Source organism: Pseudomonas sp. FG36 (genome assembly GCF_057809275.1).
This window is the reverse complement of record NZ_JBMDJQ010000004.1, coordinates 95,985-111,498: the sequence shown is the minus strand read 5'-3', so window position 1 is coordinate 111,498 and position 15,514 is coordinate 95,985. Positions and strand designations below refer to the sequence as shown.

At 62.4% G+C, this 15,514-nt stretch carries 8 protein-coding genes; 7 read left to right on the top strand and 1 reads right to left on the bottom strand.

Translation table 11 applies throughout. The annotated features are described in order from the left end of the window. Positions 1-10: 10 nt before the first annotated feature. From ACODS9_RS05580 to ACODS9_RS05550, 7 genes are all read left to right on the top strand, one after another. Complete coding sequence (locus tag ACODS9_RS05580) at positions 11-1,948, top strand: type VI secretion system Vgr family protein (RefSeq protein ID WP_198753753.1); 1,938 nt, start codon at positions 11-13, stop codon at positions 1,946-1,948. A gap of 12 nt (positions 1,949-1,960) precedes the next feature. Next, positions 1,961-2,395 carry a DcrB-related protein gene (locus ACODS9_RS05575; protein ID WP_489093461.1) on the top strand — a complete coding sequence of 145 codons (435 nt, stop codon included), beginning with the start codon at positions 1,961-1,963 and terminating at the stop codon, positions 2,393-2,395. Positions 2,396-2,404: 9 nt separating this feature from the next. Continuing rightward, the gene (locus ACODS9_RS05570) at positions 2,405-6,727 is read left to right on the top strand and encodes an RHS repeat-associated core domain-containing protein (protein ID WP_489093460.1); all 4,323 of its coding nucleotides are present in this window, start codon (positions 2,405-2,407) and stop codon (positions 6,725-6,727) included. Then, complete coding sequence (locus tag ACODS9_RS05565; RefSeq protein WP_046857491.1) at positions 6,724-7,251, top strand: hypothetical protein; 528 nt, start codon at positions 6,724-6,726, stop codon at positions 7,249-7,251. Before ACODS9_RS05570 ends, ACODS9_RS05565 begins: the two co-directional genes overlap by 4 nt. A gap of 56 nt (positions 7,252-7,307) precedes the next feature. After that, the gene (locus tag ACODS9_RS05560; RefSeq protein ID WP_489093459.1) at positions 7,308-11,741 is read left to right on the top strand and encodes an RHS repeat-associated core domain-containing protein; all 4,434 of its coding nucleotides are present in this window, start codon (positions 7,308-7,310) and stop codon (positions 11,739-11,741) included. Position 11,742: 1 nt separating this feature from the next. Beyond that, complete coding sequence (locus ACODS9_RS05555) at positions 11,743-12,174, top strand: hypothetical protein (protein WP_401107590.1); 432 nt, start codon at positions 11,743-11,745, stop codon at positions 12,172-12,174. A 171-nt stretch (positions 12,175-12,345) separates the two neighbouring features. After that, positions 12,346-14,016 carry an FMN-binding glutamate synthase family protein gene (locus ACODS9_RS05550; protein ID WP_489093458.1) on the top strand — a complete coding sequence of 557 codons (1,671 nt, stop codon included), beginning with the start codon at positions 12,346-12,348 and terminating at the stop codon, positions 14,014-14,016. A 30-nt stretch (positions 14,017-14,046) separates the two neighbouring features. Here the strand turns inward: ACODS9_RS05550 and ACODS9_RS05545 are convergent, their stop codons facing one another. Further along, complete coding sequence (locus ACODS9_RS05545; RefSeq protein WP_110700207.1) at positions 14,047-15,366, bottom strand: OprD family porin; 1,320 nt, start codon at positions 15,364-15,366, stop codon at positions 14,047-14,049. Between the last annotated feature and the right edge of the window lie 148 nt (positions 15,367-15,514).

Genomic DNA, 15,514 nt, shown 5'->3' with positions numbered 1-15,514 from the left:
AGGACCGACCATGCTGTTCAAGCAGTTCACGCGCCTGGCGCAGATCAACAGCCCCCTGGGGCCGGACAAGCTGATCCTTGCCGAGATGGGCGGCAGCGAGGAGCTTGGCCGCCTGTTCGACTATGAGCTGCAGCTGACCAGCGACGACCCGGCCATCGACCTCAACCAGCTGCTGGGCAAACCGATGAGCCTGAGCGTGCAGCAGAGCGTCGGCACATCGCGGCACTTCCACGGCATCGTCGCCCGCTGCAGCCAGTCGGTGGACCAGGGCCAGTTCGCCAGCTACCGCGTCACCCTGCGCCCCTGGCTATGGTTGCTGACGCGCACCAGCGACTGCCGGATCTTCCAGCACCTGAGCGCGCCGCAGATCATCAAGCAGGTGTTCCGCGACCTGGGCTTCTCGGATTTCGAGGACCTGCTCAGCCGCAACTACCGCGAGCGCGAGTACTGCGTGCAGTACCGCGAAACCAGCTTCGACTTCGTCAGCCGCCTGATGGAAGAAGAAGGCATCTACTACTTCTTCCGCCACGAGCAGGAGCGCCACGTGCTGGTGCTCGCCGACGCCTATGGCGCGCACCAGAAGGCGCCGGGCTACGAGACCGTGCCCTACTACCCGCCGGACGGCCAGCACCGCGAGCGCGACCATATCAACGACTGGCATCTGGCCCAGGAAGTCCAGCCGGGCTCGCTGGAGCTCAACGACTACGACTTCCAGCGCCCCAGCGCGCGCATCGACGTGCGTTCGGCGATGCCCCGGCCGCACCAGGCCGGCGACTACCCGCTGTACGACTACCCCGGTGCCTATGAACAGACCCAGGATGGCGAGCACTACGCCCGCACCCGCCTGGAATCGCTGCAAAGCCTGCACGAGCGCGTCGAGCTGCGCGGCAACGCCCGGGGCCTGGGCAGCGGCCATCTGTTCAGCCTGAGCAACTTCAGCCGCCAGGACCAGAACCGCGAGTACCTGATCGTCGCCGCCCGCTACTACGTGCACCAGGAACGCCTGGAAAGCGGTGGCGGCAGCGGCGCGGCGCAGTTCGAGAGCAACCTGAGCTGCATCGACGCGCAGCAGAGCTACCGCCCGGTGAGCAGTTCGTTGCGCCCGATCGTCAAGGGGCCGCAGACCGCCGTGGTGGTCGGCCCGGCTGGCGAGGAGATCTGGACCGACCAGTACGGCCGGGTCAAGGTGCACTTCCACTGGGACCGCCACGACCAGTCCAACGAGAACAGCTCGTGCTGGATCCGCGTGTCCCAGGCCACGGCCGGCAAGAACTGGGGTTCGATCCAGGTCCCGCGCATCGGCCAGGAGGTGATCGTCAGCTTCCTCGAAGGCGACCCCGACCGGCCGATCATCACCGGGCGGGTGTACAACGCCGAACAGACCGTGCCCTACGACCTGCCCGGCGGCGCCACCCAGAGCGGCATGAAGAGCCGTTCGAGCAAGGGCGGCAGCCCGGCCAACTTCAATGAAATCCGCATGGAGGACAAGAAGGGCGCCGAACAGCTGTACATGCATGCCGAACGCAACATGGACACCGTGGTCGAGCAGAGCGAGACGCTGTCGGTGGGCGTCAACCGCACCCAGACCGTCGGCATGCTCGAGACCATCACCATCGGCCAGGACCGCATCCGCGCCGTGCGCCGCGACGACATGCTGCTGGTCGGCGCGAGCAAGACCGACAGTGTCAGCACCAGCTACCTGATCGAAGTCGGCGAGAACCTGCGCCTGGTCTGCGGCAAGAGCGTGATCGAGCTCAACGCCAGCGGGCAGATCAACATCAGCTGCGAGCAGTTCAGCTTCCACGCCAACGCCGACGCCGAGATCAACACCGGCGGCACCCTTGACCTGAACGTGGGCAGCGGCGCGCAGACCGACCCGAACAACCAGGGCGTGAAAACGGCCATCGACGGCGCGGTGAAGGCCCTCTTCCCCGGCGCCGGCAAGTAACGAGACCGAACCATGAGCTACCGCGTCAACGAATTCCGCTTCGCCCTGCCCGATGCGCAGGTACGCGACACCAGCATCAACATCCTGCGCTTCGAAGCCCTGGGCACCTCGCTGATCGTCAGCCGCAGCCTGCTCGAAGAGGGCGAGACCTTGCAGAGCAATTTCGACGGCCAGTTGCAGCGCCTGCAGCAACAGGTCAAGGACCTGCAGTTCCAGCCTGCCCGCGCCACGCAGGTGGGCGCGGCGCAGCCGATCGAGGCGATCGAGCTGAGCAGCCAGTTCAGCAAGGGCCAGGAAAAGGTCTACCAGTACCAGCTGGCGCTGGTGCTTCCGGGCACGCGCAAGATGTTCGCCCTGAGCTACGTCAAACCCACCCCCCTGGGCGAGGCCGAGGCGACGCACTGGGCGGCGCTCAAGCAGTCCCTCGAATTCGACAACCTGGGCTGACCCCGCACCATGTCCGATGCACTCTGGGCCGCCCGCGAAGGCGATGCGCTGCTGCACACCTCGGTGATGGCCGACATCATCGGCGGCGTGCTGGAAGTGGCCGCCAACGTCGCCATCGGCGCCCTGGCCACCGCAGCGGTGGCCGCGGCACTGGGCATTACCGTGGTCACCGGCGGCCTGGGCTGCTTCGTGCTTGGCGCGGTGGTGGGCCTGGTGGTCGGTGTGGTCATGGCCAAGACCGGCGCCGACACCGGGCTCAGTCGATTATGCGAGGGCATCGGCAACGCCCTCTTCCCGCCGACCGTGCAGGCCACCATCGTCAGTGGCTCGCCCAACACCAAGACCAACGGCAAGCGCGCCGCGCGCGCGGCTGGCGTGGTCACCGCGCCCTCGGCCCCGGCCAGTGGCGAGGGCGGTGGCGCGCAGGCCGAGGAGCAGGAAGAGACCTTCCTCGACATGGCCAAGGGCTTCTTCTCGCAGATGTGGCGGCCGACCGTCGCCAGCCCAGCGGCCAACACCCAGGAAGCCCCCGACGACAAGGTGCTGTGCACCAAGCACCCGCCGATGCCGCCGCAGTACCTGGCCGAGGGCTCGAGCAAGGTATTGATCAACGGCCACCCGGCCTGTCGTAGCGGCGATCGCAGCACCTGCGAGGCGGTGATCGTCGATGGCGGGCTGGTGTCGAACAACGTGCGCATCGGCGGCGGGCCGATCGTGGTGCGCGAGATACGCAGCGGCAAGACACCGGGGATCGGCCTGGCGATCACGGCGTTGATGATGTTGCGGGGGCGGGGGGGGAAGTTTTATAGCAAGTTTGGGTGCATGTTGATTGGGGGGGCCACCAGCTTCGTCACGAGTCAGGTGACGGGAGCATTGACTCGAGCAATCGTCGGGAGCCCAAACCCAGTACATGCCCCTACGGGGGCCAAGATACTGTCGGGTGAGGAAGACCTTGATTTCACCTTGACGGCGCTTCTTCCAATTACCTGGCAACGTTTCTACAACAGCCGCGACGAGCGTCGCGAAGGCCTGTTTGGCGCTGGGTGGAGCGTGCCCTACGAAGCGTTCGTCGCCGTGCAAGCCGACCGGTTGGTATACACCGATGAACAAGGGCGTCTGATCGACATGGGCATGATCGCCCTCGGCGATGCAGTATTCAGTACAGGGGAAGGCCTGAGTGTACGCCGCGCCTGGGACGGCGAACTATTGATCGAAGACATAGAGAACGGGCTATATCGCCTGTTCCAGCCCTCGCCCGGCAACCCCCAGCACCTGAGACTGGCATCGCTCGGGGACCGCAACGACAACCGAATTCACCTCGACTATGACGAACTCGGTCGCTTGGCGCAGTTGTGTGACACCTACAACACGCCGATGGTCAGACTGCACTACGACAGTCACTGGTCCAGGCGCGTCAGCCATATCGAACGGCTGTTCGCCGATGGCAGCGCGCAAGTTCTCGCCCGGTATAGCTTCGACGAACACGGCGACCTCGCTGAAGTTATGGACGCCGAGGGTCACTCACAGCGGTATTTCAACTATGACCAGCAGCGCCTCATGGTTGAGCATCAAACCATCTCCGGGCTGCGTTGCTTCTACAGCTGGATACTGAGCGCCGATGGCTGGCGAGTTGCCCATCACTGGACCAGCCTAGGCGACGAGTATTTTTTCGAGTACGACGTGGAGGCGGGCCTTACTCGCATCACAGACGGCCTGCAGCGCACCAGCATTCGACGCTGGAACAGCCAGTATCAGGTCGTCGAGTTCACCGATGCACTGTCACTGACTTGGCATTTTGAGTGGAATGACGATCGCCAGTTGCTCTCGGCAACAAACCCCAAGGGAGGCAAGTGGCTGTTCTTCCACGACGATTCGGGGAATCTCGCGGAAACAGTCGATCCGCTAGGTCGTAGCGAATCGACCCAGTGGCTTGAACACTGGTCGCTGCCCAAACTCAGAATCGAACGTGACGGCAGCCGTTGGAAATTCGACTATGACGCTAGGGGCAACTGCATCCGCAAGACCGATCCACTAGGCCACATCACGCGCTTTCACTACGATGACCACGGCCAGACGCTGCAGATCGTCGATGCGACGGGGAAAAGCCGCCATCAAAAATGGAATGACCACGGGTTGCTGCGCGAATATGCCGACTGCTCGGGATACACCACACGCTTCACTTACGATCAACATGGCCATGTTCAAACCATCATCAATGCACTGGGTGAACCTCTACATTATGTACACGACCTCCACGGCCGCCTTCTGGCCAAGACGTACCCCGATGGCCGCGTGGAGCGCTACGAACGCAATGATCACGGTCAGCTGATACGCCATGTCAGTCCAGCAGGTCATGTCACCCGCTTCACCTACGATGAGCATGGCCGCATCACCAGCCGCACGGATGGCAATGGCAACTCGGTGCACCTGCACCATGACAGCTATGGTCGACTACAGTGGCTGAGTAACGAAAATGGCGAACGATACGCGTTTGAGTGGGACGCGCGGGACCGTTTGACGACGCAACGTAATCTCGATGGCAGCAGCCTTTGCTATGCCTACGGACGCCTGGACGAAATCCATGAGGTCAGGTTCAACCCGGCCCCAGGCATCGACCGCGAGGATCCTGTCATTCATCGCCTGTGCTCGGATGCATTCGGCCGCCTGCTGAGCAAGCACACCGCAGACGGTATCACGTGCTATCGCTATGACGACGGTGATCGGCTGGTGCACGTGAGTGCCACTGACAATCACGGCAAAGCGCAGACTCTGACGTTCGGCTATGACGCCGTCGGCCAGCTCATCAGCGAAACCAATGAAGTCGGCAACCTTACCCATCATCACGACGAGCTCGGTAACATCGTTCAGACCACACTCCCCGATGGGCGTCAGATCAAACGTCTGCATTACGGCAGCGGACATCTGCACCAGCTGAATCTTGATAGCCTGCTTATCAGCGATTTCGAACGAGATCGCCTGCACAGAGAAGTAAAGCGCACCCAGGGGAGCCTGACGACTCGAAGCGAGTATGATCGCTGTGGCCGCCTCCGCTCACGGCTGTGCCAACGTTCGGACATGCCCGCCCAGCTACGATCACCGCTTCAACAACGTTTCGAGTACGACGACGCCAGCAATCTTCAGGCCCTGATCAGCCAGCAATCGCAGCTTATGCACCAGCAATGGTTCAGTCATGACGCTGCCGGTCGCCTCACGAATTCACATGGGCCTCTGGGCGCTCAGCACGAAACCTTCAGCTACGACCCAGCTGCCAACTTGGTAGAGCAGCCCTCGAAATCTTTACCCATTCGCCACAACCAACTGCTGGATTACAAAGACAAACGTTATCGCTATGACGGCTTCGGGCGCTTGGTCGAAAAACGCAGCCGCACATGGGGCACCCAATTCTTCCGCTATGACGCGCAGCACCGTCTGATCGAGGTCCGCAATCTGCGCCAAGGCAGGGAGACGGTGGTCACAATGCACTACGACCCCCTGGGACGTCGGATTGCCAAACGCAGTCATGATGCTGCCAGCGGGCTCACGCTGAGCGAAACCACGTTCAGCTGGGATGGCCTTCGCCTTCTCATGGAGTACAGCCATTCACACAGCAGCCTCTACCTCTATGCGGATAGCGGCTATGAGCCACTGGCACGAGTCGACGGTAACAGTGCGAACCATCAGGTCAGCTACTACCACAATCATCTGAACGGGCTTCCCGAGAAGCTTTCCGATGCTCAAGGAGTCATCGTCTGGCAGGGCCGGCATAGTGCTTGGGGGCAACTCTGGCACGAAGAGCGAACAACACCCTACGCACAGAACCTGCGCTTCCAGGGCCAATATTTCGACCGGGAAACCGGACTTCACTACAACACCTTCCGCTTCTACGATCCGGAGGTAGGTCGTTTCACTCAGCCTGACCCTATAGGGCTGGCTGGCGGTATCAATCTTTACCAGTATTGTCCCAGCCCTCTCACATGGATCGACCCCTGGGGTCTCGAGGCCATCTATGAGAACCCCGGGCACCATGAGCCCGGCTACCTGCCAAATCGCCAAGTACCGTTCAACTCCTCCAAAAGCGTGCTGCCAGCGGAGCATGAGGAATTGTTCAGACAGAGCGTTGCCGACCCAGATGATCCAAAGACTCGCTGGGCTAAAGTGGGGGAAGGCAAGAAAGCGGTGTGGCACAGGTTCCAGAGCAGTGCGGGCGACGGTTCGAAGCCTTTCCACTGGAATGGGTCGACGGATGGCAAAGATATCAACGGTCGCCCACGCGCGATCGATAAAAAGAACGTCCCAAGGTATGCGCAGAAAATGAAAGGGTGTGCACTGTGACTCAACTGATCGGAAACAAACTCACAATTGCCATCGAGTACGAGGTGACATCCCAGGCCCCTCTGATGGGGCATGGCAGGCTCTGGTTCGAAGGGCAGCCACTTGGCAGCCTGGAGGACTTGATCTACCTCGATGGCTACCTTTTGGGGTGCCTGGAGGATCTGGTAAAGAAGCCTCTACTGACGCAGCGCTACCAGCACATGGACGAGCGAGGACTGTTCCTGCAACTGGATGGAGACCTCAGTTCCTACGATGAGGAGGACAGCAAGGACTTCAGCGAACAAGCCCGTCCTTATTTCGTTACGTGCGGTACGCTGTTCGATTGTTACCTGGTGTTCTCCTACCGCCTGGACGACATGCGTGGAAGCATCATGTGGCGTCTTGAGGGAGACATCGACGACCTGCCATTCAATGACCTCAAGCAGGCCTCTCGCGCCGATCATTTCGCCACGTTCGAGTATGCGCAGTTACTTACCCTGATCAGCGAACTCCGGACAGGGTTGAGCCAAGCGGGCAGCAGGTGACGACTTTTTGGACACCACCGAACTGAACTCGACAATCGCGAGCAGCTGCCATCACCATGCCTGACGCACTCTGGGCCGCCCGCGAAGGCGATGCGCTGCTGCACACCTCGGTGATGGCCGACATCATCGGCGGCGTGCTGGAAGTGGCCGCCAACGTCGCCATCGGCGCCCTGGCCACCGCTGCGGTGGCCGCGGCATTGGGCATTACCGTGGTCACCGGCGGCCTGGGCTGCTTCGTGCTGGGCGCGGTGGTGGGCCTGGTGGTCGGTGTGGTCATGGCCAAGACCGGCGCGGACACCGGGCTCAGTCGATTATGCGAGGGCATCGGCAACGCCCTGTTCCCGCCGACCGTGCAGGCCACCATCGTCAGTGGCTCGCCCAACACCAAGACCAACGGCAAGCGCGCCGCGCGCGCGGCCGGCGTGGTCACAGCGCCCTCGGCACCGGCCAGTGGTGAGGGCGGTAGCGCGCAGACCGAGGAACAGGAAGAGACCTTCCTCGACATGGCCAAGGGCTTCTTCTCACAGATGTGGCGGCCGACCGTCGCCAGCCCCGCGCCCAACACCCAGGAAGCCCCCGACGACAAGGTGCTGTGCACCAAGCACCCGCCGATGCCACCGCAGTACCTTGCCGAAGGTTCGAGCAAGGTCTTGATCAACGGCCATCCGGCTGCGCGCAGTGGCGACCGCAGTACCTGTGAAGCGGTGATCGTCGACGGCGGGCTGGTGTCGAACAATGTGCGCATCGGCGGCGAGCCCATCGTGGTGCGCGAGATACGCAGCGGCAAGACGCCTGGGATCGGCCTGGCGATCACCGCCTTGATGCTCCTGCGCGGGCGTGGTGGCAAGTTCTACAGCCGATTTGGCTGCATGCTGATCGGTGGCGTGAGCAGTTATGTCACCGGCCAGGTCACCAGCGCCCTCACCTCTGCCATCGTCGGCTCGCCGAATCCGGTCCACGCGCCCACCGGCGCCAAGTTGCTCAACGGCGAGGAGGATCTGGACTTCAACCTGCCAGGCCCGATCCCGTTGCCCTGGCAGCGCTACTACAACAGCCGCGATGAACGCCGCGACGGGCTCTTTGGCCCCGGCTGGAGCGTGGCTTACGAAGTCTTCGTCGAGTTGAAGCGTGACGCGGGCACAGAACGCTTGCTGTTCACCGATGAGCAAGCCCGGGTCATCGACATGGGGCAGATCCCCAAGGGCGATGCGGTATTCAGTGCCAGTGAAGGCTTGAGCGTGCGTCACGCCCTCAATGGCGAGCTGCTGATCGAAAGCCTGCAAGGGGTTTACCGGCTGTTCGAGCCTACGCCGGGCAACCCTGACCGCCTGCGCCTGAGCCAGCTGGGCGACCGCAACGACAACCGTCTCTACCTGGACTACGACGACCTCGGCCGTCTGGCATACTTGCGCGACAGCAGCGGGCAGATCGAGATTCACCTGCGCTATTGCAGCCAGTGGCCGCAGCGGCTGCTCGCGGTTGATCGTCACTATCCCCATGCCCATCAGCCCCACCCCAGTCGAGAAACGCTGGTCAGCTACCGCTATGACGCCAATGGCAACCTGGCCCAGGTTGAAGATGCCCTGGCCTGCCCCACCCGACAGTTCGCCTACGATGCCGGCGCGCGCCTGACCCTGCACCAGACCTACGACGGCCTGCAGTGCTGCTATGAGTGGGCGAGCTTCGACGATGGCTGGCGGGTGGTCCGACATTGGACCAACGAAGGCGACGAGTATCGCTTCGAGTATGACGTTGGCGCGGGCATTACGCGTATCACCGATGGCCTGCAACGGGTCTCGACCCGTCGTTGGAACCCGCAGTACCAGGTCACCTCGTTCACCAATGCGCTGGGCGACACCTGGCATTTCGAGTGGAACGATGAGCGCCAATTGCTCGGCGCCCAGGCGCCCGATGGCGGTCAATGGCAGTACTTTTATGACGAGTCGGGCAACCTGGCCGAGAGCATCGACCCGCTTGGCCGCAGTGAGTCGTTTCAGTGGCTGGAGCATTGGGCCTTGCCACGCGTACGCACCGACAGGGGGGGTAATCGTTGGCTGTATCGCTATGACCCGCGTGGCAATCGCACCAGCGAGACCGACCCGCTGGGCCAGGTCACTCGCTACCGCTACGACGTGCACGGCCAGGTTGTGGAAATCATCGATGCGGCAGGCAAGCACAAGCAGCTGCGCTGGAACCCACTGGGCCAACTCACGCGCTATACCGACTGTTCTGCTGCAACCACCGGCTTCGACTACGATCACCGCGGCCACTTGCAGGCAGTGACCAATGCCTTGGGTGAATGCACCACCTATGAGCGGGATATCCGGGGCTACCTGACCGCCATCGTGCAGCCTGACGGTCGGCGCGAGCACTTCGAGCACGACGCCCTGGGCCGGCTGGTGCGCTACAGCGATACGGGCGGGCAAACCAGCCTCTACAGTTTCAATCGGCAAGGCAAAGCCTGGAAAAGCATCGACCCACTCGGTCACCAGGTGGAGTATCGCTACGACCCCTACGGTCGCTTGAGTACCCTGCGCAATGGCAACGGCGAGCACTATCGGTTCAGCTGGGACCCGCTCGATCGCTTGATCGACCAGCAAGCGCTGGACGGCGGCGGACGCCGCTACCGCTATGACGCCACGGACAACCTGATCGCGCTGGAGTTTTACCCCTCGCCCGAGTTCGCCGAGGCGAACCCAGCGGCAATCGTCCATCAATACACCCGCGATGCCGGTGGGCGAATGGTCGCCAAGACCACCGACGATGGTGTTACCGAGTATCGCTACGACGCGTTGGACCAACTGCTGGAAGTGCTCGGCATTGACCGCGACGGCAGCAAGCAACGGGTCGCGTTCGCCTATGACGCCTTGGGGCAAAACACCGAGGAGCACACTGCAGGCGGGGTACTGCGGCGGGTCTACGATGAACTGGGCAATCCCCTCCAAACCCAGTTGCCTGATGGCCGCTGGCTCAATCGGCATTTCTACGGCAATGGCCATCTGCACCACATCAACCTCGACGGCCTGTTGCTCTGCGACTTCGAACGCGACCGCCTGCATCGGGAGACCTTGCGCGTGCAAGGTCGCCTGGCGACACAGAGCGAGTACGACCGCAGTGGGCGGGTGCACAGACGCCAATCTCGCCAGCTCGACCAAGCCTCCCAGCTGCTGGCGCCGTTCCAGGAGAGCTACCAGTGGAGCTTGGCCGATGATCTGGCGGGGCATTTCAGCCAGCAGCCCGGCCAACAGCATCAGCAGTGGCTACGCCACGATGCGGCCGGCCGGATAATCGCGCGCCAAGATACTCACGATGGCACCCATGAAGCCTTCGCCTACGATGCTGCCGCCAACCTGATAGACCCCGCGCAGACGCTGGCCAAGCCGGTTCGCCATGATCGCCTGAGCCACTATCAGGACAAAGGCTATCGCTATGACGCCTTCGGCCGGTTGCGGGAAAAACGCAGCCGTCGCTGGGGCACGCAGCACTTTCACTACGACGCCGAGCACCGCCTGGTACGGGTCGACAGCCATCAGGCAGGGCGCGAACGCGTGCTGCGCATGCGCTATGACCCGCTGGGGCGCAGGCTGGAAAAAGCCGAGTACGACGGCCAGGGTCAGCTTTTGAACCAGACCTGCTTCACCTGGGAAGGCCAACGTCTGCTGAGCGAGCGACGCAATGGCCGCACCAGCATCTACGTCTATGCCAACGACGGCTTCGAGCCACTTGCGCGCATCGACGGCCAGGGCCAGACGCAGCAGGTCTGCCACTTCCACAACGACGTCAATGGCCTGCCGAACAAGCTGACCGACGAGCAGGGCAAGCTGCTCTGGCAGGCAAGCTATCAGGTGTGGGGCAATACCTTGCGCGAGGAGCGCGAGGAGCGCTTCATCGACGAGCAGAATCTACGCTTTCAGGGCCAATACCTTGATCGCGAAACCGGCCTGCACTACAACCTGCACCGTTACTACGACCCCGATATCGGGCGCTTCACCCAACCGGACCCGATTGGCCTGTACGGTGGCCTGAACCTGTATGCCTATGGGCCCAACCCGTTCACCTGGATCGACCCGCTGGGCCTGGACGGCATCTTCACCCGAACGGTGTTCGAGGCGCCTTCTGGCAATGTGCACACGGTCTATCAGCAGGACATCGACTGGGACTTGAAGGTCAAGACCAAGAATGGCGTGAAGACCAACATGCAACTGGTGCTGGAAGAAAATCGCAGCCCCATGATCGTCAAGAACGGCAAGTACCAAGTGGTGCACCTGCATCACTCGAAACAGGATGGGCTGGGGTCCTTGTTCGAACTTTCGGCGAAGACCCATAACCGCTTCCGCAAGAGCAATGCCTTGCATCCGCACTTGCCCAACGCCCACCCCCACAATCCGGTCAATCGTAGCGCTTTCGACATTGACCGTGATGCATACTGGAAACAACGCGCTAACGCGGCCATGAAAGCCCGTGGCAAACCAAACCGATGTGGAGCCTGACATGCTTTCCAAAAAACTGATCGACCATTGCAAAGCCAAGGGCTGGTGGTTCGATGATGCCTTCGAGGACTACCAGCAAGCCTTCAGCGACCTGGGTATCCCCATGGACTCCGATTTTGTCGAGTTCTTTTTGCATGTCGAGGATTCGCCTACCTTCCTTAGCCGCCACACCGAGATCTTCCAGGTAGGCTGGTTCCTGGTTAACTCCAGCTACGAAGATTCGATTGAAGCCGCACGGGATATGGGCCTGCCGGAGGAGTACCTGCCGCTGGATGATTTCCAGGCTGAACACGGTTTCTTCTATAACACCCGCACTGGGGAAGTGCTGGAGCTGGAGGCAGGGCCGTTGCTGGTGGACTTCCTCGCCGGCAAGGTCAAGCCTCAATACCCAGATTTCAACGCCTTCCTGGAGTGGTACTTCGAGCTGGCGTGAACCTGTGCGAGCGGCCCGGGGCGATCCCGGGCCGCCAAGCGAGCACGGCGTTAGCCCAGGGCGACGATTGAACGCAAGTCGCGCGCGCAAGAGTGTTTTACCGAAACCACTGGTTTTCCGCGCGCCCGCTTTGCCTATCCTAGGTCGGGTCATCCTGTCTGCGATGGACCCATGAAAGATTCGCTCCCCAGCCGCTATGCCTGCCTGGCCGCGTGCCTGATCTTCACCTTTGCCAGTATCCCCTTGCTCGCCCAGCACAGCTGGCTGTGGTTGTTTTGCGTGATCACTGCCCTGCTCAGCCTGGTCGGCCTCAACGACCTGCGCCAACGCCACCACGCCGTGCGCCGCAACTACCCGATCCTGGGCAATATCCGCTACCTGATCGAGACCATCCGCCCGGAGATCCGCCAGTACCTGATCGAGGGCGACGACGACAAGCTGCCGTTCTCCCGCGCCCAGCGTTCACTGGTCTACGCCAGGGCCAAGAACGAGAGTGCCGAGAAAGCCTTCGGCACGCTCAACGATGCCTACAAACCGGGCTTCGAGTTCATCAGCCACTCGATGCTGCCGGTGCCGATGCCCGACCCTGCGTCGTTCCGCATTCGCATCGGCGGCCCACAGTGCCGCCAACCGTACTCGGCGTCGATCTTCAACATCTCGGCCATGAGCTTCGGCGCCCTCAGCGCCAATGCCATCGCTGCGCTGAACAAGGGCGCGCGCCTGGGCCGCTTCGCCCATGACACCGGTGAGGGCAGCATCAGCCCCTACCACCGCGAACACGGCGGCGACCTGATCTGGGAAATCGGCAGCGGCTATTTCGGCTGCCGCAGCGAAGACGGCCAGTTCGACCCCGAGCGCTTCGCCGAGCAGGCCCGCGCCGCCCAGGTGAAGATGATCGAGATCAAGCTCAGCCAGGGCGCCAAGCCGGGCCATGGCGGGATCCTGCCGGGGCACAAGGTCAGCGCCGAGATTGCCGCCACCCGAGGCGTGCGCGAGGGCGAGGACTGCATCTCGCCGGCCGCCCACAGTGCTTTCGCCACACCGCGGGAACTGCTGCAGTTCGTCGCCCGGCTGCGCGAGCTGTCCGGCGGCAAGCCGGTGGGCTTCAAGTTCTGCCTGGGCCACCCGTGGGAGTTCATGGGCATCGCCAAGGCCATGCTGGCCACCGGCATCACCCCGGACTTCATCGTCGTCGACGGCAAGGAAGGCGGCACCGGCGCAGCGCCCCGGGAGTTCTCCGACAACATGGGCGTGCCGCTGCGCGAGGGCCTGATGTTCGTGCACAACACCCTGGTGGGGTTGAACCTGCGCGAGCGCATCCGCATCGGCGCGGCGGGCAAGCTGGTCAGCGCTTTCGACATAGCCTGCGTGCTGGCCATCGGCGCGGACTGGGTCAACTCGGCCCGGGGCTTCATGTTCGCCATCGGCTGCATCCAGTCGCAAAGCTGCCACACCAACAAGTGCCCGACCGGCGTGGCGACCCAGGATGCGTTGCGCCAGCGCGCGCTGGTGGTGCCGGAGAAGGCCGAGCGGGTCGCAAGCTTCCACCGCAATACCCTGCATGCCCTGGCCGAGATGCTTGCCGCTGCCGGCCTGGACCATCCTACTGAACTCAAGCCCAAGCACCTGGCGCGGCGTATCAGCGCCAGCGAGATCGGCCTGTTCTCGCAGCTGCACACCTTCCTCAAGCCGGGCGAATTGCTCAGCGGTGCGATCGACAGCGAGTTCTATGCACGGATGTGGCGGATGGCACGCAGTGACAGCTTTGCGCCGGAGACGGGGGAAATCGAGGTGGCGCCGGTGACGGTCAGCGTGCAGCGGAAAGAAACAGCCCCGGCATAGGCCGGGGCTGCGGGTGACGCGGGATCAGGATCAGAAGATGCTGATCGGGTACTCGACGAATACGCGGACTTCGTTGCCGTCGTCGTTGTAACCGTTCTGCTGGACAGCATTGTTGGTCCGCAGGAAGGAGCTGCGCAGTTTGACGGACAGGTCCTTGGCCGGACCTTCCTGAACCACGTAACGGATCTGGTTGAAGATCTCGCGCTCTTTACCTTCACCGAAGCCTTGTGGGGCGCCGACCTTACGGGTGTTGATGTTGTCACCCACTACATAGGCAAACTTGTAGGTCAGCCCCGGTACGCCGAAGGCACCGAAGTCCAGGCCGTAGCCCAGCTGCCAGGAGCGCTCGTCTTCTGCGTTGAAGTCGGACCAGTAGGAGTTGGCGAGGTAGATGGTCGAGCCACCGTCACCCACGCCACCATCGTTCTGGTACCAGCCGTAGTTGTAGCCGGTGCTGCCGGTGCTGCGCTGGTGCGCCAGGGTGAACGAGTGCGGGCCGTAGGCGTAGGTGGCGGCCAGGCTCCAGATGGTGTTGGAGTCGCCGTTGAGCTTGGCGGCACGCACGTACTTGTTGTCGATGTCCGACTTGTAGCCGTTGAAGTCCAGGGTCAGGGACTGGTCGCTGGCAATCGGGAAGACATAGTTCAAGCCCAGGTAGTGCTTCTTCATCACGTCTTCGTTGTCGGCGGTGTACAGCGACGCGGTGAAGTTGTCGGTGAACTTGTAGCTGCCGCCGAGCACGTTGATCGACTTCAGGCCGCCGCCATCACGACGCTCGGCGCTCTTGCGCGCTTCCTGGGTGAAGCGGCCGGCGTTGATTTCCAGGCCCTTGATCTCCTTGGAGGTGATCATGGTGCCGGTGAAGCTTTCTGGCAGCAGGCGACCGTCGTCGTACTGCAGAACCGGCAAGGCCGGCATCTGGTCACCGTACTTGAGCACAGTGTTGGACACACGGAACTTCACCGCAGCGCCACCACGGGCCAGGTTATGCGAAGCGTTGGTTTTTTCGTCAGGAAGGGTGGGGTCCGAACGCTTGAAGAAGTCGACACCGCCACCCTGGTTGCGCCCTTTGCCACCATCCAGGCGCAAGGCGTACAGGCCGAACGCGTCGACACCTACGCCCACGGTGCCTTGAGTGAAGCCGGAGGAGAAGTTGGCGATGACGCCCTGGCCCCACTGGGACTGGTCGTTGGTGTGATGCTTCTTGTCACGGTTGATGAAGGCGTTGCGCAGAAGGACGTTGGCGTGGCTGTCCTCGATGAAGCCCTTGCTCTCGGCCTGGTCATTGGCCTGTGCCTGGGTCGCGGCGATCATCGCCAGGGCGACCAGGCTGATCCTGGTTTTCAACATGTTATTTTCCTTATTTCGTATTCAAAAACGCTCTGCATCAGAACGCCAGGAACCAACGCCCCTTCGTAGGTTCGACGCTATGCGGATCCAAGCCGAAGGCCCGCCAATGGTCTGCAACGGGCCTTGCAGCCGCATGGCCAGAGAATGG